Annotated in this window: 18 protein-coding genes; 11 read left to right on the top strand and 7 right to left on the bottom strand. The window is 61.7% G+C overall.

The features are described 5' to 3' along the window. Positions 1-81: 81 nt before the first annotated feature. On the bottom strand, positions 82-999 hold the full coding sequence (locus AC1DLV_RS11300) for a polyprenyl synthetase family protein (RefSeq protein WP_476800147.1): 918 nt from the start codon (positions 997-999) through the stop codon (positions 82-84). A gap of 128 nt (positions 1,000-1,127) precedes the next feature. On the opposite strand from AC1DLV_RS11300, the gene AC1DLV_RS11295 reads away from it, so the two are divergent. The 3 genes from AC1DLV_RS11295 to AC1DLV_RS11285 all read left to right on the top strand — a co-directional run bounded on the left by AC1DLV_RS11295 (position 1,128) and on the right by AC1DLV_RS11285 (position 2,837). Further along, the gene (locus tag AC1DLV_RS11295; RefSeq protein WP_476800320.1) at positions 1,128-1,838 is read left to right on the top strand and encodes a biosynthetic peptidoglycan transglycosylase; all 711 of its coding nucleotides are present in this window, start codon (positions 1,128-1,130) and stop codon (positions 1,836-1,838) included. 155 nt (positions 1,839-1,993) lie between these two features. Continuing rightward, positions 1,994-2,176, top strand: coding sequence for a 50S ribosomal protein L32 (gene rpmF / locus AC1DLV_RS11290; RefSeq protein WP_008834724.1), 183 nt, complete (start codon positions 1,994-1,996; stop codon positions 2,174-2,176). 247 nt (positions 2,177-2,423) lie between these two features. Further along, positions 2,424-2,837: a hypothetical protein gene (locus tag AC1DLV_RS11285; RefSeq protein WP_476800146.1), complete on the top strand. Its 414-nt coding sequence runs from the start codon at positions 2,424-2,426 to the stop codon at positions 2,835-2,837. Positions 2,838-2,866: 29 nt separating this feature from the next. Here AC1DLV_RS11285 and AC1DLV_RS11280 read toward each other — a convergent pair whose 3' ends face one another. Both AC1DLV_RS11280 and phaR read right to left on the bottom strand, forming a co-directional pair. After that, positions 2,867-3,295 (bottom strand): GlcG/HbpS family heme-binding protein, encoded by a 429-nt coding sequence (locus AC1DLV_RS11280; RefSeq protein WP_476782421.1) that lies wholly within the window; start codon positions 3,293-3,295, stop codon positions 2,867-2,869. A 244-nt stretch (positions 3,296-3,539) separates the two neighbouring features. Further along, positions 3,540-4,142 (bottom strand): polyhydroxyalkanoate synthesis repressor PhaR, encoded by a 603-nt coding sequence (gene phaR, locus AC1DLV_RS11275; protein WP_476800145.1) that lies wholly within the window; start codon positions 4,140-4,142, stop codon positions 3,540-3,542. 294 nt (positions 4,143-4,436) lie between these two features. Between phaR and AC1DLV_RS11270 the strand changes: the two genes are divergently transcribed. From AC1DLV_RS11270 to phbB, 3 genes are read left to right on the top strand one after another with little or no spacing between them, the layout of a single operon-like run. Further along, the gene (locus AC1DLV_RS11270; RefSeq protein ID WP_476800144.1) at positions 4,437-5,621 is read left to right on the top strand and encodes an acetyl-CoA C-acetyltransferase; all 1,185 of its coding nucleotides are present in this window, start codon (positions 4,437-4,439) and stop codon (positions 5,619-5,621) included. Then, the gene (locus AC1DLV_RS11265) at positions 5,618-6,136 is read left to right on the top strand and encodes a hypothetical protein (RefSeq protein WP_476800143.1); all 519 of its coding nucleotides are present in this window, start codon (positions 5,618-5,620) and stop codon (positions 6,134-6,136) included. Before AC1DLV_RS11270 ends, AC1DLV_RS11265 begins: the two co-directional genes overlap by 4 nt. Then, entirely contained in the window at positions 6,137-6,862 is a 726-nt protein-coding gene (gene phbB / locus AC1DLV_RS11260; RefSeq protein ID WP_476800142.1) for an acetoacetyl-CoA reductase, read from the top strand. 65 nt (positions 6,863-6,927) lie between these two features. On the opposite strand, the gene aqpZ is transcribed toward phbB, so the two are convergent. Beyond that, on the bottom strand, positions 6,928-7,617 hold the full coding sequence (aqpZ, locus tag AC1DLV_RS11255; RefSeq protein WP_476800141.1) for an aquaporin Z: 690 nt from the start codon (positions 7,615-7,617) through the stop codon (positions 6,928-6,930). A 734-nt stretch (positions 7,618-8,351) separates the two neighbouring features. Between aqpZ and AC1DLV_RS11250 the strand changes: the two genes are divergently transcribed. From AC1DLV_RS11250 to AC1DLV_RS11230, 5 genes are all read left to right on the top strand, one after another. Next, positions 8,352-11,603, top strand: a complete 3,252-nt coding sequence (locus AC1DLV_RS11250; protein WP_476800140.1) for a helicase-related protein — start codon at positions 8,352-8,354, stop codon at positions 11,601-11,603. Between the two features lie 5 nt (positions 11,604-11,608). Continuing rightward, the gene (locus AC1DLV_RS11245) at positions 11,609-11,992 is read left to right on the top strand and encodes an RNA-binding S4 domain-containing protein (protein WP_476800139.1); all 384 of its coding nucleotides are present in this window, start codon (positions 11,609-11,611) and stop codon (positions 11,990-11,992) included. Positions 11,993-12,140: 148 nt separating this feature from the next. Continuing rightward, a complete protein-coding gene (gene fdxA, locus AC1DLV_RS11240; protein WP_476800138.1) occupies positions 12,141-12,479 on the top strand; it encodes a ferredoxin FdxA in 339 nt (112 codons plus the stop codon). A gap of 356 nt (positions 12,480-12,835) precedes the next feature. Further along, the gene (locus AC1DLV_RS11235) at positions 12,836-13,420 is read left to right on the top strand and encodes a CarD family transcriptional regulator (RefSeq protein ID WP_476800137.1); all 585 of its coding nucleotides are present in this window, start codon (positions 12,836-12,838) and stop codon (positions 13,418-13,420) included. 747 nt (positions 13,421-14,167) lie between these two features. Beyond that, entirely contained in the window at positions 14,168-14,725 is a 558-nt protein-coding gene (locus AC1DLV_RS11230; RefSeq protein ID WP_476800136.1) for a cysteine hydrolase family protein, read from the top strand. A gap of 22 nt (positions 14,726-14,747) precedes the next feature. Here the strand turns inward: AC1DLV_RS11230 and AC1DLV_RS11225 are convergent, their stop codons facing one another. The 3 genes from AC1DLV_RS11225 to AC1DLV_RS11215 all read right to left on the bottom strand — a co-directional run bounded on the left by AC1DLV_RS11225 (position 14,748) and on the right by AC1DLV_RS11215 (position 17,102). Then, positions 14,748-15,521 carry an amino acid ABC transporter ATP-binding protein gene (locus AC1DLV_RS11225; RefSeq protein WP_476800135.1) on the bottom strand — a complete coding sequence of 258 codons (774 nt, stop codon included), beginning with the start codon at positions 15,519-15,521 and terminating at the stop codon, positions 14,748-14,750. Further along, complete coding sequence (locus AC1DLV_RS11220) at positions 15,518-16,198, bottom strand: amino acid ABC transporter permease (protein ID WP_476800134.1); 681 nt, start codon at positions 16,196-16,198, stop codon at positions 15,518-15,520. Before AC1DLV_RS11220 ends, AC1DLV_RS11225 begins: the two co-directional genes overlap by 4 nt. 130 nt (positions 16,199-16,328) lie before the next feature. Next, the gene (locus tag AC1DLV_RS11215; RefSeq protein ID WP_476800133.1) at positions 16,329-17,102 is read right to left on the bottom strand and encodes an amino acid ABC transporter substrate-binding protein; all 774 of its coding nucleotides are present in this window, start codon (positions 17,100-17,102) and stop codon (positions 16,329-16,331) included. Between the last annotated feature and the right edge of the window lie 50 nt (positions 17,103-17,152).

Below are 17,152 nucleotides of genomic sequence, written 5' to 3'. Positions count from 1 at the left end.
GGAATAGACACCATTAACATTAAGAGTTTCTGACGCCGCTAAACTGCCTGCTACAGCAGCGTCGGCCGACCCGTCGCCGGATCAGCTATTGCGTTCGGCGACGAAACTTGCGGCCGCCTTGAGCATGATTGCGCGCTCACCGAAGGGTTCGAGCAGGTCGTGGGCTTGGGCGACCAGACCGGTGAGCTGGGTGCGGGCCCAGTCGGCGCCATGCAGCGAAACCAGCGTTGCCTTGCCGGCGGCGGCGTCCTTGCCTGTCGCCTTGCCCATCGTTTCGGCGTCGGCGGTGAGGTCGAGAAGGTCGTCGGCTAGCTGGAATGCAAGGCCGATCGCCGAGCCGAATTCGGCAAGCCGCTCGCGGTGGTCTGCGGAAGCGCCTGCGAGCATCGCCCCGGCCTCGCAGGCGAAGCGGATCAGCGCGCCGGTCTTCATCGCCTGCAGGCGGATGATGCCGGCTTCGTCAGGCTTGTTGCGTTCGGCGTCGAGGTCGAGCGCCTGGCCACCGACCATGCCGCCGGGTCCGGCCGCGCGTGCCAGCGCCAGCACCAGGGCCACCCTGCGCTCCGCCGGCAACGGTGTCGCCTCGTCCGCGATGATGTCGAAGGCGTGGGTCAAAAGTCCGTCACCGGCCAGGATCGCTGTCGCCTCGTCGAATGCCTTGTGCACGGTCGGCTGGCCACGACGCAGGTCATCGTCGTCCATCGCCGGCAAGTCGTCATGGATCAGCGAATAGCAGTGCACGCATTCGAGGGCCGTGGCGACGCGAAGCGCTGCTTCGCTGTCGGCGTCGAACAATGCCGCGCTCTCCAGCACCAGAAATGGCCTGAGTCGCTTGCCGCCATTGAGCGCGCCATGGCGCATCGCCGCCATCAGATGCTCGGGGCGGGCGATTTCGCCCGGCAGGATGCGCTCGCCGAGCAATTGCCTGAGCTCGGCCTCAACGGCATCCGCGCGCATGCGAAGGGCGGTTTCGAACATGATATCGCTGTCGATCGTCATGGCGGCGAGCGGTAGCCGACAGTCAGACGTTGCGCAAGAAGCCAAGCGCCTTTATGCCGAAAGGCTGACAGACAAGGGCGGACGGGTTGGCCGAACCGATCATAGAGCCGGAAACCGAAGGGCTGGAGATGGCAGCAGCACGGCGCGGGAGCTTCTCGCGTGGCGGCCTGCGCCGCTGGGTGCGGCTCGGTGCGCTGATTGTCGCGGCCATGGCAGCGCTGCCGGTCGTGCTGACCATCTTGTACCTGCCGCCCTTTGTTCGTCCGATCTCGACGCTGATGATCAAGGACCTCGTCACCCTGCAGGGCTATGACCGGCAATGGGTGCCGCTCGACGATATCGCACCCGTCATGGCGCATTCCGTCATCATGTCCGAAGACGGGCAGTTCTGCTTCCACAAGGGAGTTGACCTCGGCGAGTTGAGGGGCGTCATCAGTGACGCGCTGGAAGGCGAGCCGACCCGCGGCGCCTCCACCATTCCGATGCAGACGGTAAAGAACCTTTATCTGTGGAATGGCCGTTCTTTCCTGCGCAAGGTGGTCGAGCTGCCGCTGGCGGTCTATTTCGATGCGCTGATGCCCAAGCGGCGGATTATGGAGATCTACCTCAACATCGCCGAATGGGGCCCCAACATCTATGGCATCGAGGCGGCCTCCCAGCACTATTTCGGCAAGCCGGCGAGCCAGCTTTCGGGGCGCCAGGCAGCACTTCTCGCCGTCTCCTTGCCCAACCCGGCGGCGCGCAATCCGGCAAAGCCTGGGCCCGGGCTCAAGCGGCTCGCCTCGGTCATCGAACGCCGTGCCGGCAAGGCCGGTGCCTATGTGCAGTGCCTGGACTAATTTGACTCCCCTGCGACCGAAAAAAGAGTCGCTTCGGGCTGGTCAAGCTACCTCTCGCCGTGTATAGGCTCGCCAACTTTCTCAGTTTCCGGCCCTGAATGCGGCCCTTTCACGAGGGCGGTCAGGGTCATTTGACCGATTGGTGGAGTATATCCATGGCTGTTCCTAAACGAAAAACCTCCCCGTCCAAGCGCGGTATGCGCCGCTCGGCCGACGCGCTCAAGGCCCCGACCTATGTCGAGGACAAGAATTCCGGCGAAATGCGCCGCCCGCACCACATCGACCTGAAGACCGGCATGTACCGCGGTCGCCAGGTTCTGACGCCGAAGGAAAGCTAAGCAGCTTTTCCAAGGGAAGCTACATAGCTTCTCCTCAGCGAGCGTATCGAGAAAGGACCGGCCTGCCGGTCCTTTCTTTTTGCGTGTCTGGGGGCGCCTGGTCGTTGGACTTTTGATTCCGGGGCGGAGCGCATCCAACGGACGCGCCAGCGATGCTGTCATTCAGCGCATGGCGGCCTTGCGAAAATCGATTCCGATCCTGGGATCGATGCGTTAGAAGACGCCGGCGCAACACGGAGACCAATCCATGCTCGCGGGCATTCCCCTACTGATCATCCCCTTCATCCTGTTCAACATCGGCCTGGCAGGATTGTTCGGCAGCGGACCTGCGGGCGACGTGTGGGTGACCGAAATCCTGTCGCTCAACATGATGTCGGGCGGCGTTTTCGCGCTGACGCTTGGCGACCTGTTGATCGTCGTCGCCTTGCTGCTGCTGTTTGTCGAGATCGTGAAGTCGACGCGCACCAGCAACGCGTCCGTGGTCGATCATCTGTTGTCGACCTTCGTCTTCGTCGCTTTCATGGTCGAATTCCTGTTGGTGCGCGGGGCCGTGCACTCGGTTTTCTTCACGCTGATGGTCGTGGCTTTGATCGACGTTCTGGCTGGCTTTTCGGTTTCGCTCCGCTCCGCCAGCCGCGACGTCATGTTCGACCGCGAATAGCTTTGCGCATCCATTGGATGCGCAAAAGCTTAGACTTTCGCGACGAAACCGGCGGCTTCGATGCCGGCCATGGCGGCCAGCTCGTCATTGTCTGACGTATCGCCCGAAATGCCGACCGCGCCCAGCACGTCGCCATTCTTGTTGCGGATCAGCACGCCGCCCGGCACCGGCACGATCTTGCCGCCCGATACAGCCGAAAGCCCCTGGAAGAAATGCGGACGCTCGACGGCGGCAACGCCAAGTGCGCGCGAGCTCGAGCCGACGGCAAGTGCGCCATAGGCCTTGCCGGAGGCGACTTCGGCGCGGATGAAGGGCGAGCCGTCCTGGCGCTGGAAAGCGAGCAGATGGCCGCCCGCGTCAAGTACCGCCACGCCGAGCGGCTTGAAGGTCTTTTCGGCACCCAGCGCAAGTGCGGTGGCGATGATGGTGTTGGCCTTGGCCAAAGTCAGTTCGCTCATGGTTGGTTCTCCTGTTGTCGCGCGCATAGCAAACACGCTTGGGATGCCGGGCAAAACCCTGCATCCGGTTGAAACTGCCTTACCTGAATGGGTGGGAGAGGGGCTGTTACGACAGCCCTAGATATTGAAGCCTCGCTTCATTTCAGGATTGGGACGGTTCTCCGGCCCTTCGCTGTCGCTCCGGGCGTTCGACGCTCGGAAAGCCAAGCAGTTGGCTTCCCGTCGGCCTTTGGCCGACTGCGTCTCACCCCATGGAATCAATCTTCCGCTGCATCGCAGCGAGCTGTTCCTTGAGCTCCTTGAGCTCGTTTGGCTTCTCCGAAGCGTCGCTTTTGGCCGGCTCGGCGGGTGCAGCGCCCGCGCCGGGCATCGGGAAGGGGGTGAACATGCGCATCGCGTTCTGGAACATTTCCATGTTGCGGCGTGTCTGTTCCTCCAGCGCCTTGATCGGGGTTGTGCCCTTCATCATGTCCATCGGCGCCTTGCCGAAGGCCGACTTCATCTGCTCGCGGAAACGCTCGTGCTCCTTGGAGAAGGCGAGCATCGACTGCTCGAGGAAGCTCGGCACGACCATCTGCATCTGATCGCCGTAATACGATATCAACTGTCTGAGGAACGGGATCGGCAGCATGTTCTGGCCGTCCTTGTTCTCCAGCTCGAAGATGATCTGGGTCAGCACCGGATGGGTGATGTCTTCGCCGGTCTTGGCATCCTGCACGGTAAACTCTTCGCCCTTCTTGACCATCTCGGCCAGGTCCTCGAGCGTGACGTAAGTACTCGTGCCGGTATTGTAGAGTCGGCGGTTGGCGTATTTCTTGATTACGATCGGCGTGTCTTTAGCAGCCATCAGCATCCTCCCCCGGAAGACCGGAATGCCATGTAAGCAGCCGGTAACATTTCGCCGGTCCAGAGGATAAGCGCAAAGCAATCGCAAATCCAAGCGGTTTGTGCACTGCAAGAACGCAAGCCAGGGCGATGCCGGCAAAAAAATGCTGCGCAGCATTGCTGCACTGCGGCTGCAGCATCGGACATCAGGCGATTTTCCGGTTTGACTCGGGTCCTGGAACGGGCAAGAAAAGTCATGAGCGCCAACGTCTTCGACGCGCAACAAACATTCGTCTCACGAAGTCTGGAGAGAAACATGCCCGCCTCGTCCTCCATCGTCGTCGCCAGCGCCGCCCGCACGCCGGTCGGCTCTTTCAATGGCGCCTTCGCCAACACGCCGGCACATGAACTGGGCGCCATCGCCGTCCGGGAGGTGCTGGCACGCGCTGGCGTCGATCCCAAGGAAGTCGATGAGGTCATCCTCGGCCAGATCCTCACCGCTGGTGCCGGACAGAACCCCGCCCGGCAGGCTGCGATGGCCGCAGGTGTTCCGCAGGAGGCAACGGCATGGGGCCTCAACCAGCTTTGCGGCTCGGGCCTGCGCACCATTGCCATCGGCATGCAGCAGATCGCTACGGGCGACGCCAAGATCATCGTCGCCGGTGGCCAGGAATCGATGTCGATGGCCCCGCACTGCCAGCATCTGCGCGGCGGCGTGAAGATGGGCGACTTCAAGATGATCGATACGATGATCAAGGACGGCCTGACCGATGCCTTTTACGGCTACCACATGGGCAACACCGCCGAAAACGTCGCCCGCCAGTGGCAGCTTACCCGCGACGAGCAGGACCAGTTCGCGGTTGCTTCGCAAAACAAGGCCGAAGCCGCGCAAAAGGCCGGCCGCTTCGCTGACGAAATCGTCTCCGTCACCATCAAGGGGCGCAAGGGCGACACCATCGTCGACCAGGACGAATATATCCGCCACGGCGCAACGCTCGACTCGCTTGCCAAGCTGAAGCCCGCCTTCGACAAGGAAGGCACTGTCACCGCCGGCAACGCTTCGGGCATCAATGATGGCGCTGCCGCTGTCGTTTTGATGAGCGAAGCCGAAGCTGTGCGTCGCGGCCTCACCCCGCTCGTCCGCATCGTTTCGTGGGCAACGGCAGGCGTCGACCCGCAGATCATGGGCACCGGCCCGATCCCGGCTTCGCGCAAGGCGCTCGAAAAGGCTGGCTGGTCGGTCAACGACCTCGATCTCGTCGAGGCCAACGAGGCTTTTGCCGCGCAGGCCTGCGCGGTCAACAAGGACATGGGCTGGGATCCGGCGATCGTCAACGTCAATGGCGGGGCGATTGCCATCGGTCATCCGGTCGGCGCTTCGGGCGCGCGCGTCTTCAACACGCTGGTCTACGAGATGCGGCGCCGCAGTGCGAAAAAGGGTCTAGCGACCCTGTGCATCGGCGGCGGCATGGGCGTCGCAATGTGTGTCGAGGCGATGTGACCGGAATACCCACCGGTGCATATTATCGCTTGGCAGGCCCCGGATTACTAAAGATATTCGGGGCCGCACTTCTGCTTGCTCCATTGCCATTTCAACATTTTATCCTGCCAAGAACTGTAGAGCTAAGGAAAAGCATCGAGCGCTTCGACGCTGATATTAAGAGCACTGTGGAGCGTGGCTTGCGAACTAAATTGGAATGGCAAAGCAACACCCATAAGCTTCGCGAGGTTGTTGGAGATGGAAAAAACTCTCGATCTCCTGATTACGATGTTGGGCAGATAAACTCTCTATTTTTAGAACTTAGTAAAACTGGGAAAGAGATACTTGATATCGAGGGTGGCATATCCGAAGCTTACGATGGCAACATAGAGGCGAAGGCTGAACTGTCCAAGATAGAGAACGCTGTTGCCAGGATGCTGTTTTGGGTGTCACTCTCTGGGGGTGTTTTGGCGCTTGTCGGTCTATTGTGGGAGACCCACCGCAAGGCCATCAAGGATTTTGGGGAGGAAACTTGAATGCCAAAAGTTGCACTCGTCACCGGCGGATCGCGCGGCATTGGTGCTGCGATTTCGATCGCGCTGAAGAACGCAGGCTATTCGGTCGCCGCCAACTATGCCGGCAATGACGAAGCGGCGCAGAAGTTCAAGGCCGAGACGGGCATCCCGGTCTACAAATGGTCGGTCGCCGACTATGACGCCTGCGAAGCCGGCATCAAGCAGGTCGAGGCCGACCTCGGCCCGGTTGCGGTGCTGGTCAACAATGCCGGCATCACGCGCGACTCGATGTTTCACAAGATGACGCGCGAACAATGGAAGGAGGTCATCGACACCAATCTGCACGGTGTCTTCAACATGACCCATCCGCTGTGGAGCGGCATGCGCGACCGCAAGTTCGGCCGCGTCGTCACCATCTCCTCGATCAACGGCCAGAAAGGCCAGGCCGGCCAGGCCAACTACTCGGCGTCCAAGGCCGGCGACATCGGCTTCACCAAGGCGCTTGCTCAAGAGGGCGCGCGCGCGGGCATCACCGTCAATGTCATTTGCCCGGGCTATATCGGGACCGACATGGTCATGGCGGTCCCGGAAAAGGTGCGCGAGGCGATCATCGCCCAGATCCCCGTCGGCCGCCTCGGCGAGCCGGAGGAGATCGCGCGCTGCGTGGTGTTCTTGGCCTCCGAAGAGTCAGGCTTCATCACCGGTGCCACGCTGACCGCCAATGGCGGGCAGTATTTCGCCGGATAAGCTGCAAGCTGCTGGACAAAAAACGGCGCCGCAAGGCGCCGTTTTCGTATCTACCGTTGGAAATCTCAGTCTCTTTCGAACATCGTCTTGTGAACGATGCCGGCGAGCGCCGCACCGATGATCGGGGCGACCCAGAATAGCCACAGCTGCTGCAAGGCGACACCGCCGACAAACAGCGCCGGGCCGGTCGAGCGGGCCGGATTGACCGAGGTATTGGTCACCGGGATCGAGATCAGATGGATCAGCGTCAGTGCGAGGCCGATGGCCAGGGGCGCAAAACCTGCCGGCACGCGGCCATGGGTCGAGCCCAGGATGATCATCAGGAACAGGAAGGTAAGCACGATCTCGATGATCAGTGCCGAAGTCAGGCCGAACTTGCCCGGCGAAGCATCGCCGTAGCCATTGGTTGCGAAGCCGCCGATGCCGGCAAAGTCGGCCTTGCCACTGACGATGAGGTAAAGCAGCGTCGATGCGAGGATGGCGCCGACCAACTGGGCGATGACATAAGGCATCAGGTTCTTTGCTTCAAAGCGCCCGGCCACCAACAGGCCGACCGAGACCGCCGGGTTGAAGTGACCACCGGAAATGCCGCCCACCGCATAGGCCATGGTCAGAACGGTGAGGCCGAACGCCAACGCAACACCGGCAAAACCGATGCCGAGTTCGGGAAATGCGGCCGCAAGCACGGCACTGCCGCAGCCGCCGAAGACGAGCCAGAATGTGCCGAGAAATTCGGCGAATAGACGTTTGGTCATGATATTCCCTCCGTGCCAGCGTGGTGCGCCGCATTTTCCAGAGGCCCCCGCCTGGGCAACCCCCGCCGCGCAGACTCAACGTTAGGATGGAGGCATGGCTCGATCTCGCGCGCAACGGGTGTAGTTGCCTTATGGGAATGCAATCACAGATATTTTGGCTGAGCTGCCGCTGTGCCGGGATGGCACGCAAAGGTTAATGCGCCGGCAGCGACGCAATGCATATCCCTGTGCATGACCAGTGGATAATCGGTGGAGATGAGGGCTTGGACACAACATCTAGCGGTGAACAAATCAGGAAACTTATCCTATCAGTGATTCGTAGCCTGTTCGTTCCGCATTTGGTTCAAATCTTAACTAATTGTCCGCAGGAGCCACCCATCCGGTTAACTTGCCGATAGGAAACATCAACAAAATCATTATTTTGCACTGAGGCGGCCGAGGCATTCCACTGCCTGGCCGGCAAAGGTTAACGGCAGTGCACTAACGCATGAAACGGGCCACTTTAGAGAATCTGCATGTGGTGCGGCTTGCCAGCCCAAAATCTACATGTTGGGGTGAACAAAACCTGAATCATCCGGAGTCAGTGATTCGTCGCTGATTCGTTCTAGACTCGTTCCAACACTTAAATCTGGAACATTCCGCTTTCGCTTCGCCGCGCAAATCCCTATGTGTCCAGTCGTCGCGACAGGCGACGCAACGCCGGTTTGGCCCGGCGCCGAGGGCGGTTCCTGAGAATGAATGTCCACTCCACGCAGAACGACCCCCTGATCCTGTCAGGCCGCGATGTCACTGCGGTTCTGGGTCCGACCAATACCGGCAAGACCCATCTCGCCATCGAGCGCATGGTGGCCCACGAAAGTGGCATCATCGGCCTGCCGCTCAGGCTGCTTGCGCGCGAGGTCTATGGCCGGGTTTGCGAAAAGGTCGGCGCCCACAAGGTGGCCCTGGTCACCGGCGAGGAGAAGATCCTGCCGGCGGGCGCGAAATATTCAGTCTGCACCGTCGAAGCAATGCCACGCCAGACCGACGCCGCCTTTGTCGCCATCGACGAGGTTCAGCTCGCGGGCGATCTCGAGCGCGGCCATATCTTCACCGACCGCATCCTGCATTTGCGCGGCAAGCAAGAGACGCTGCTGCTCGGCGCTGCCACCATGCACGGCATCCTGCAGCGCCTGTTGAAGGGCGTTTCTGTGGTCACCCGGCCGCGCCTGTCGCATCTCGCTTATGCCGGCTCAAAGAAGCTGACGCGTCTGCCGCGCCGTTCGGCCATCGTCGCTTTTTCGGCCGACGAGGTTTATGGCATCGCCGAGTTGATCCGGCGCCAGCAAGGCGGTGCTGCCGTAGTGCTTGGCGCGCTCAGCCCGCGCACCCGCAACGCCCAGGTCGCGCTCTACCAGTCCGGCGATGTCGACTATCTGATTGCCACCGACGCCATCGGCATGGGGCTCAACCTCGATGTCGACCATGTTGCCTTTGCCCAGAACCGCAAGTTCGACGGCTACCAGTATCGCCAGCTGACCGCCGCCGAGCTCGGCCAGATCGCCGGCCGCGCCGGCCGCCACCTGCGCGACGGCACTTTTGGCGTCACCGGCCAGGTCGACCCGTTCGACGAGGAGCTGATCGAAAAGATCGAGGGCCATGATTTCGATCCGGTGAAGGTTTTGCAGTGGCGCACGGCTGCATTCGATTTCGCCAGCCTCGACGCACTCAAGCGCTCGATCGACACGGTGGCGCCCGTCGAGGGCCTGACGCGTGCGCTACCGGCGGTCGACGCCCAGGCGCTCGAACATCTGTCGCGCGACGAAAACATCCGTTCGCTTGCCACCAACCGCGAGCGCGTTGCCCTGTTGTGGGAAACCTGCGCGCTGCCGGATTATCGCCGTATCGCGCCCGCCCAGCACGCTGACCTTATCGCCTCGATGTATGATGATCTCGCCCGGCGCGGCCACGTCGACGAGAATTACATGGCCGAGCAGGTGCGCCGCGCCGATTCCACCGAAGGCGACATTGACACGCTTTCACACCGGATCGCACAGATCAGAACTTGGACTTTTGTCTCAAATCGCCCTGGCTGGCTTGCCGATCAGGCACACTGGCAAGAAAAAACGCGCGACATCGAAGACAGATTGTCGGATGCGCTGCATGAGCGGTTGACGAAACGCTTTGTAGACCGCAGGACTTCCGTCCTCATGCGCCGCCTTAGAGAAAACACCATGCTTGAAGCCGAAATCAGCCCGTCCGGAACCGTCCTCGTCGAGGGCCACCATGTCGGTGAACTGCAAGGGTTCCGTTTCACCGCCGACCAGAGCGCGGGCGGAGAAGACGCCAAGGCAGTGCGAACGGCGGCCCAAAAGGCGCTCGCCACCGAATTCGAATCGCGCGCCGAGCGTTTTTCGGCGGCGCCCAATGGCGACATCGCGCTTGGCTCCGACGGCGTGCTGCGCTGGATTGGCGCGCCGATCGGCACGCTGGTCGAAGGCGAAGACTCGCTCAAGCCGCGCGTTATCCTGCTTGCCGACGAGCAGCTGACGGGTCCGGCCCGCGACAAGGTTGCCGCGCGCGCCGAACGTTTTGTCAATTTCCAGGTCGAGTCGCTGCTCAAGCCGCTCGTCGATCTCAAGGCCGCCGAACAGCTTTCCGGCATCGGCCGTGGCATCGCTTTCCAGCTGGTCGAGAATTTCGGCCTGATCAATCGCCGCGACATCGCCGAAGAGGTGAAGTCGCTCGACCAGGAAGGTCGCGCGGCACTGCGCAGGCTCGGCGTGCGCTTCGGCGCCTATCATGTCTTCGTGCCCGCGCTGATCAAGCCTGCTCCGTCGGGCCTGGTCACGCTGCTGTGGGCGCTGAAGAATGACGGCAAGGACAAGCCAGGCTTTGGCGATGTCGTGCACGCGCTCGCCGCTGGCCGCACCTCGGTCGTTATCGATCCGACCTTCGACAAGACCTTCTACAAGCTCGCCGGCTTCCGCAATCTCGGCCGTCGCGCCGTGCGTGTCGACATTCTGGAGCGTCTTGCCGACCTCATTCGTCCCGCGCTTGCCTGGAAGCAGGGCACGGGCGCGCGTCCGGATGGCGCTTATGACGGCAGCTCTTTCATCGTCACGCCACAGATGATGTCGATCCTCGGCGCCACCGGCGACGACATGGAAGAGATACTCAAGGGCCTTGGCTATCGCGCCGAGCCTAAGCCGGCCGTCGAAGTCAAGGAAAAGCTCGAAACGATCGACACGGTTGCCCGCGAGGCTGTCGCTCGGGCACTTGCTGCAAAGGCGGCTGCTGCCGCTGCCAGCAGCGAAGAGGTCTCCGCCGAACCCTCCGGCGAGACGGCCGAAACCCCTGAGCAGGCTGTTGCCGACAACAGCGAACAGGCGTCCGAGATCGAACAGGTCGAGCCGGCATCCGAGGTGGCCGTCGAGCAGGTCGAGGCAATTGGCGAAGCTGCGGCTGAAGTCGCAGCCGAGCCTGAAGCTGCGTCCGAGCCAGAAGTGGCCGCGGTTGTCGCTGAAGCTCCCGCTGCTGAAGCAGCTCCGGCGGAAGCTGCAGTAGCAGAAGCCTCCGAGGCTGCAGAAGAGCCCAAGCCCATCTTGCTGTGGCGCCAAGGGCGTTTCGAACAGCGTCCGCGTCATCGCCAGGACAACCGTCCGCGTGGCGGCCAGCGTGAGCCGCGTGCTGCTGGTGCCGCAGGCGCTCCCGCCGCTCGTCAGGGCGAAGCCAATCGCAGCCGTGAAGGCGGCGAAGGCGGTCGTGACAACGGCCGTCCGCGCTTTGATCGCAAGCCCGGCGGCAAGCCGCAGGGCGAGGGCGGTCGTCCCGAAAACCGTGGCCGTGGCGAACGGCCGCAAGGCGAGAAGCATGGCGGTGATCGCGGTGGCTTCAAGGGCAAGCCAGCCTTCCAGCCGAAGCCGCGCGAAGAGCGTCCGGTGCGCATCGATCCCGATTCGCCCTTCGCCAAGCTCGCCGCGCTGCGCGACCAGCTCAAGAAGTAAACGCCTTGGCCGGCGAGGGAAGACAGCGCATCGACAAGTGGCTGTTCTTCTCGCGCGCGGTCAAGTCGCGCTCGCTTGGCGCCAAGCTTGCCCAGTCAGGCGGTGTCAGGAGCAACGGCCAGAAGCTCGGCCAGGCCTCCGACATCATCAAGACAGGCGATGTCCTGACCATCACGCTCGACCGCCGCATCCTGGTCTACAAGGTGTTGCTGCCGGGCGAGCGGCGCGGGCCGGCCGAAGAAGCGCGCAAGCTCTACGAAGATATATCGCCTGTTCCGACGCCCAAGGACCAGGCACCGCCCGACGCCAGGCCACCGCTGCGCGAGGCTGGAAGCGGCCGTCCGACAAAAAAGGAAAGGCGCGCCACCGACCGCCTGCGCAATGAGTGACGCAAAGGCTTTGGAGTCGTCGCACTCAAGTTGAGAAATCCGTTCCGCCAACTGCCTTCTGCGCGCAATGGCCGCCCTTGCAACGGGTCTTTAAAGGGGCTACCTCACCGACAAAGATACAAAATTACGGGAAGTCCCGGAGCCTGCCATGACCTATGTCGTCACCGACAACTGCATCAAATGCAAATACATGGATTGCATCGAGGTTTGTCCGGTCGACTGCTTCTATGAAGGCGAAAATATGCTCGTCATTCATCCCGACGAGTGCATCGACTGCGGCGTGTGCGAACCGGAATGCCCGGCAGATGCGATCAAGCCCGACACCGAGCCGAGCCTCGACAAATGGCTGCAGATCAACACCGAATATGCCGACAAATGGCCCAACATCACGGCCAAGAAAGAGCCGCCTGCCGACGCCAAGGCGTTTGATGGCATCGAAGGCAAGTTCGAGAAGTACTTTTCGCCGGAGCCTGGCGAAGGCAACTGAGAGCTGTACCGCCCTAAAAGGCGGTAGATCGTTGGATTGAGCGCCACCGCCGACTCTTGACGCGGCAGATTTTCGCGTATCCACCAAAATCTTGATTCTTCCGACTTTTTGTGTTAGAGCTACGCCAACATGCCGATGACACAACGTCGATCTATGGCGCGAAGCCTTAATCACTGAAAGGTGACAACCCCAATTCGGACCAGAGTAATCTGGACCCGGAGGCCGCTGCTTTAGCGGTTTACCGGTCCAAGCTCTCCGGTTGGGGGTCGATTGTCGTGCGGCACAAGGTCACGTGAGTGACATCCTCGTTCAGCCGGCCTCGGCGGGCCGGTGTTACAAGAAGGAGTTCAGGGCGTATGGCAACTTCCATCCCGCAGAAGAAATCCGCAGCACGTCACGGTTTCAAGACCGGCGAGTATATCGTCTACCCGGCGCATGGCGTTGGCCAGATCGTTTCCATCGACGAGCAGGAAGTGGCGGGACACAAGCTCGAGCTTTTCGTGATCGATTTCCAGAAAGACAAGATGCGCCTCAAGGTGCCGGTCGCCAAGGCGACCACCATTGGCATGCGCAAGCTTTCCGAGACCGACTATGTCGAGCGTGCCTTGAAGGTCGTGCAGGGCCGCGCCCGCGTCAAGCGCACCATGTGGTCGCGCCGCGCGCAGGAATATGATGCGAAGATCAATTCCGGCGACCTGATCTCGATTGCTGAAGTTGTGCGCGACCTCTACCGCGCCGACAATCAGCCGGAGCAGTCCTATTCCGAGCGCCAGCTTTATGAAGCAGCGCTCGACCGCATGGCGCGCGAACTCGCAGCCGTCAACCGTCTGTCGGAAACCGAGGCTGTCCGTCTTATCGAGACCAACCTCAACAAGGGTCCGAAGCGCGGCACCAAGGCCGACAATGAAGAAGCCGACGCAGAACAGGAAGTTGCTGCCTGATTTGGCTATTCGCTGAAATTACGAACAACCCGGCCAATGGCCGGGTTTTTTGTTTGTGGCGTGAGGGGCTGTGTGGCGCAACTGAAGTGCTGTGCGTCGGTGGGTGCGCCTGGGGTGCGTAGAACGTTCTGCTACGCGCGTGGGCACTTGGTCTGTTGCACGCCGCAGCGTTCGTTGGGTGCCACAGCCTCCGTTGGAGCGATGCCGGCATGTCCGGATCGTCGCCACAATGGAGTCCGATCACGGCATGGATCCCCGGGTCTGCGCAGTTCGCTGCGCTCCTGCTTGCCCGAGGATGACGAAGGCATAACGGGCTCGCGGCCAATCGCGGACGTCGGAGATTGGCAACCAGCGTCGATGGTCCTTGCTCGGTTGCCAGTTTGACCGCCGGTCGTCTTGCGCCGGTGGTTATGCCCGCCCGTCGTCCTACCGACCGTCATCTTGCCCGGCTATCGCCAGAAGTTTCTGCTAAGCGCCAATCTTGGAGATTAGCTGAAGGTCAAAGTGTCTTCGTCATCCTCGGGCAAGCAGGAGCGCAGCGAACTGCGCAGACCCGGGGATCCATGCCGTGACCGGGCCACAGTGACGACGGTCCAGAAGGTGAGCCATGCCGTGACGTTGCAACCGTGGCGACGGGTCCAGAAGGTGAGCTTCGCCCACCGGGCGGTTTGTTGCGGATGCCTCTACTGAGCCGAGCCGTTTTGCTGTATCCGAGGCTAAACATGGCCGCTTCGGGACAGACAGCAGATGAGTGCAGCGCTTCTTATCATCGACGTGCAGAATGCGATCCTGAGGGGCAAGGGCACCCTGGATCGGCAGCCGCTGCTGGAGGCTGTGCTCGACGATACGATAGGCAGATTGCGCGACCTCCAGGACAAGGCGCGTTCGGCAGGCGTGCCGGTTGTCGTCATCCAGCATGACGGTCCCGCCGGGCACCGGCTGGCCGTCGGCACAGAAGGTTGGGCAGTCCGGCCGGAGCTGGCCCCTAGGGACGGTGACGTTCTCGTTCACAAGGCGAGCTCGGACTCGTTTCACGAGACGGACCTCGGTGCCCGCCTCGACGAACTGGGTATCTCGCACCTCGTCGTCGGCGGCTGCATGACCCAGTTCTGCGTCGACACGACGGTGCGTCGCGCCGTTTCGCTCGGCTACGATGTCACGCTTGTTGCTGACGGTCACACGACCGCCGACACGGCAAATCTTGCCCATGCCGACATCATCGCCCACCACAATGAAACGCTCGACGGTTTTGGCGCCGGCGATGCCGTGGTGGATGTCCGCCTGGCGGCGGAGATCTCGTTCTGACCATCGCCTGGCGCGGCGAGTCCTAGCCTTCGCCGCCTTTGCCGTGCTCGTGTTGATGCGTGATGGTCGCGATGAAGCGCTTGGTGCGCTCGTGCTTGGGGTTGCCGAAGACCTCGCTCGCCGGGCCTTTTTCAACGACCATGCCTGCCTCGAGGAAAACCACCTCATGAGCGATCTTGGACGCCAGGCGCAGATCGTGCGTGGCGATCACCATGGTCGTGCCCTCCCGCGCGAGCTGGCCGAGCACATCGACCACCTCCTGGGCGAGTTCGGGGTCGAGTGCTGACGTCGGCTCGTCGCACAAAAGCACCTTCGGTTGCGGCGCCAGCGCACGTGCGATTGCCACGCGCTGCTGTTGGCCGCCTGACAGCGTCGCTGGCCACGCATCGACCTTGTGGGCCATGCCGACCTTTTCGAGCAGAGCCAGTGCACGTTCCCGCGCCTTCGCTTCCGGCCATTTCAGTACGGTCACCAGGCCTTCCATGACGTTTTCGATCGCCGTGCGATGGGGGAACAGCTGGAAGTTCTGGAACACCATGCCGGTCTGGCGGCGAAGCTGCTGGATCGCCTTGGTCGCAACCTTGATATCGGGGCGGAACTCAATCGTGTCGTCGCCGATGCGCACAGTACCTGATGTCGGGATCTCCAACAGGTTGATGCAACGCAAAAGCGTGCTCTTGCCACCGCCCGAGGGGCCGACAAGGGCAGTCACGCTGCCTTCCCTGATGTCGACCGAAACGTCCTTCAGGACCTCATTGTCACCGAAGCGTTTGACGATGTGGGACAGGCCAATCATGTCCGCGCCTCCAGGAAGCCACCATAGCGGTTGAGGCGCTTTTCGAGCCTGACCTGCAGCGACGACAGCACCGAGCTCATCGCCAGATACAGTATGGCGGCTTCGACATACAGGATCAGCGGCTCATAGGTCGTGGCGACGATGCGCTGCGCTGCCTGAAACATTTCCGGCACGGTGATGGCGGCGGCAAGCGACGTGTCCTTGACCAGCGAGATGAAGGTGTTGGACAGCGGCGGCACTGCCACGCGTGCCGCTTGCGGCAGGATCGTCCGGCGCATCGCCTGGGACCAGGTCATGCCGATCGAATAGGCCGCCTCCCATTGCCCCTTGGCCACCGAGCTTATGGCGGCGCGGATGATTTCAGAGGAATAAGCGCCGACGTTGAGGGTGAAGCCGATCAGGGCGGCCGGGAAGGCGTCGAGCACGATGCCGACGCTCGGCAGGCCGTAGAAGATCAAAAATAGCTGCACCAGAAGCGGCGTGCCGCGGATGATCCAGACATAAAAGCGCACAATCGCCGACAGCCACCACGGGCCAAACAGGCGCGCAAGTGCTGCACCTAGCCCGACAGTCAGGCCGAAGGCGAAGGAGAGAAGTGTCAGGGGTGCTGTGAAGACGAGTGCTGCCCACAACAGGGGGCCAAGCGACTCCAGCATCAATTGCAGCCAATGTGGCAAGATGAATGCTCCCTCCCCATAACAAACTTGCCCGGAAAATCGCAGATTTTCCGGGCAAGTTCATGGGAAAAATGAGAGGTGGAAAAATGAGCGCCTTTCAGGCGGGTTGGCGCCGTCTGGTCAGCGTCGGCTACTGCGAGACATCCGTGCCGAAATAGGCTTCGGAAATCTTCTTGTAGGTGCCGTCGGCCTTGATCTCGGCCAGCGCCTTGTTGATCGCCTCGACGAGCTCGGGCTCACCCTTGCGCACGATCACGCCGGAGTAATCGGCCTTGGCCTCTTCGGCGACGATCTTCACGTCGGCATCGGGCTTGTGCTTCTTGAAGTCGAAGAACGACAGGGAGTCGTTGATGGTCGCGTCAGCACGGCCGTTGAGCACCAGCTGGATCGACTGGTCGAAGCCGTCGGTGCCGACCAGCGTAGCGCCATTGGCCTCGGCGATCTTGCCGAAATTGCTGGTCAGCGACTGGGCCGACTTCTTGCCCTTGAGATCGGCGAAACCCTTGATGTCCGCGTTCTTGCCGCTGACGATCAGCACAGCTTTCGAAGCGATGTAGGGCTCGGAGAAGTCGTACTTTGCCTTGCGAGCCTCGGTGATGCCGACCTGGTTGATCACAGCGTCGTAGCGCTTGGCGTCGATGCCGGCGATCAGGCCGTCCCACTTGCCTTCGAGGAACTCGGCCTTGACGCCGAGGCGCTTGGCGATCTCGCGGCCGATCTCGACGTCGAAGCCGACCAGCGCGCCCGAGGCGTCGTGATAGGTGAAGGGCGCATAGGTGCCTTCGGTGCCGATCTTGAACACGCCGGCGGCCTTGATCTCATTGAGGTTTTCACCGGCATGGCCAGCACCTACAGCGGCGATCTGGAGCGTTGCGGCAACGGCCAGCGATTTCAACCAGTTCATTTTACATGATCCCGAATTTGAGCCGGCCAAAGGCCGGGTGCGTTGTGATT

The sequence above is a fragment of the Aminobacter sp. 01T433 genome, from assembly GCF_056398585.1.
This window is presented reverse-complemented; position numbering and strand designations above follow the sequence as displayed.

Excerpts from the sequence above, each read along its gene's own strand:
- AC1DLV_RS11300 (WP_476800147.1), bottom strand. The coding sequence starts at position 999 with ATGACGATCGACAGCGATATCATGTTCGAAACCGCCCTTCGCATGCGC.
- AC1DLV_RS11295 (WP_476800320.1), top strand. The coding sequence starts at position 1,128 with ATGGCAGCAGCACGGCGCGGGAGCTTCTCGCGTGGCGGCCTGCGCCGC.
- rpmF (WP_008834724.1), top strand. The coding sequence starts at position 1,994 with ATGGCTGTTCCTAAACGAAAAACCTCCCCGTCCAAGCGCGGTATGCGC.
- AC1DLV_RS11285 (WP_476800146.1), top strand. The coding sequence starts at position 2,424 with ATGCTCGCGGGCATTCCCCTACTGATCATCCCCTTCATCCTGTTCAAC.
- AC1DLV_RS11280 (WP_476782421.1), bottom strand. The coding sequence starts at position 3,295 with ATGAGCGAACTGACTTTGGCCAAGGCCAACACCATCATCGCCACCGCA.
- phaR (WP_476800145.1), bottom strand. The coding sequence starts at position 4,142 with ATGGCTGCTAAAGACACGCCGATCGTAATCAAGAAATACGCCAACCGC.
- AC1DLV_RS11270 (WP_476800144.1), top strand. The coding sequence starts at position 4,437 with ATGCCCGCCTCGTCCTCCATCGTCGTCGCCAGCGCCGCCCGCACGCCG.
- phbB (WP_476800142.1), top strand. The coding sequence starts at position 6,137 with ATGCCAAAAGTTGCACTCGTCACCGGCGGATCGCGCGGCATTGGTGCT.
- aqpZ (WP_476800141.1), bottom strand. The coding sequence starts at position 7,617 with ATGACCAAACGTCTATTCGCCGAATTTCTCGGCACATTCTGGCTCGTC.
- AC1DLV_RS11250 (WP_476800140.1), top strand. The coding sequence starts at position 8,352 with ATGAATGTCCACTCCACGCAGAACGACCCCCTGATCCTGTCAGGCCGC.
- fdxA (WP_476800138.1), top strand. The coding sequence starts at position 12,141 with ATGACCTATGTCGTCACCGACAACTGCATCAAATGCAAATACATGGAT.
- AC1DLV_RS11235 (WP_476800137.1), top strand. The coding sequence starts at position 12,836 with ATGGCAACTTCCATCCCGCAGAAGAAATCCGCAGCACGTCACGGTTTC.
- AC1DLV_RS11230 (WP_476800136.1), top strand. The coding sequence starts at position 14,168 with ATGAGTGCAGCGCTTCTTATCATCGACGTGCAGAATGCGATCCTGAGG.
- AC1DLV_RS11225 (WP_476800135.1), bottom strand. The coding sequence starts at position 15,521 with ATGATTGGCCTGTCCCACATCGTCAAACGCTTCGGTGACAATGAGGTC.
- AC1DLV_RS11215 (WP_476800133.1), bottom strand. The coding sequence starts at position 17,102 with ATGAACTGGTTGAAATCGCTGGCCGTTGCCGCAACGCTCCAGATCGCC.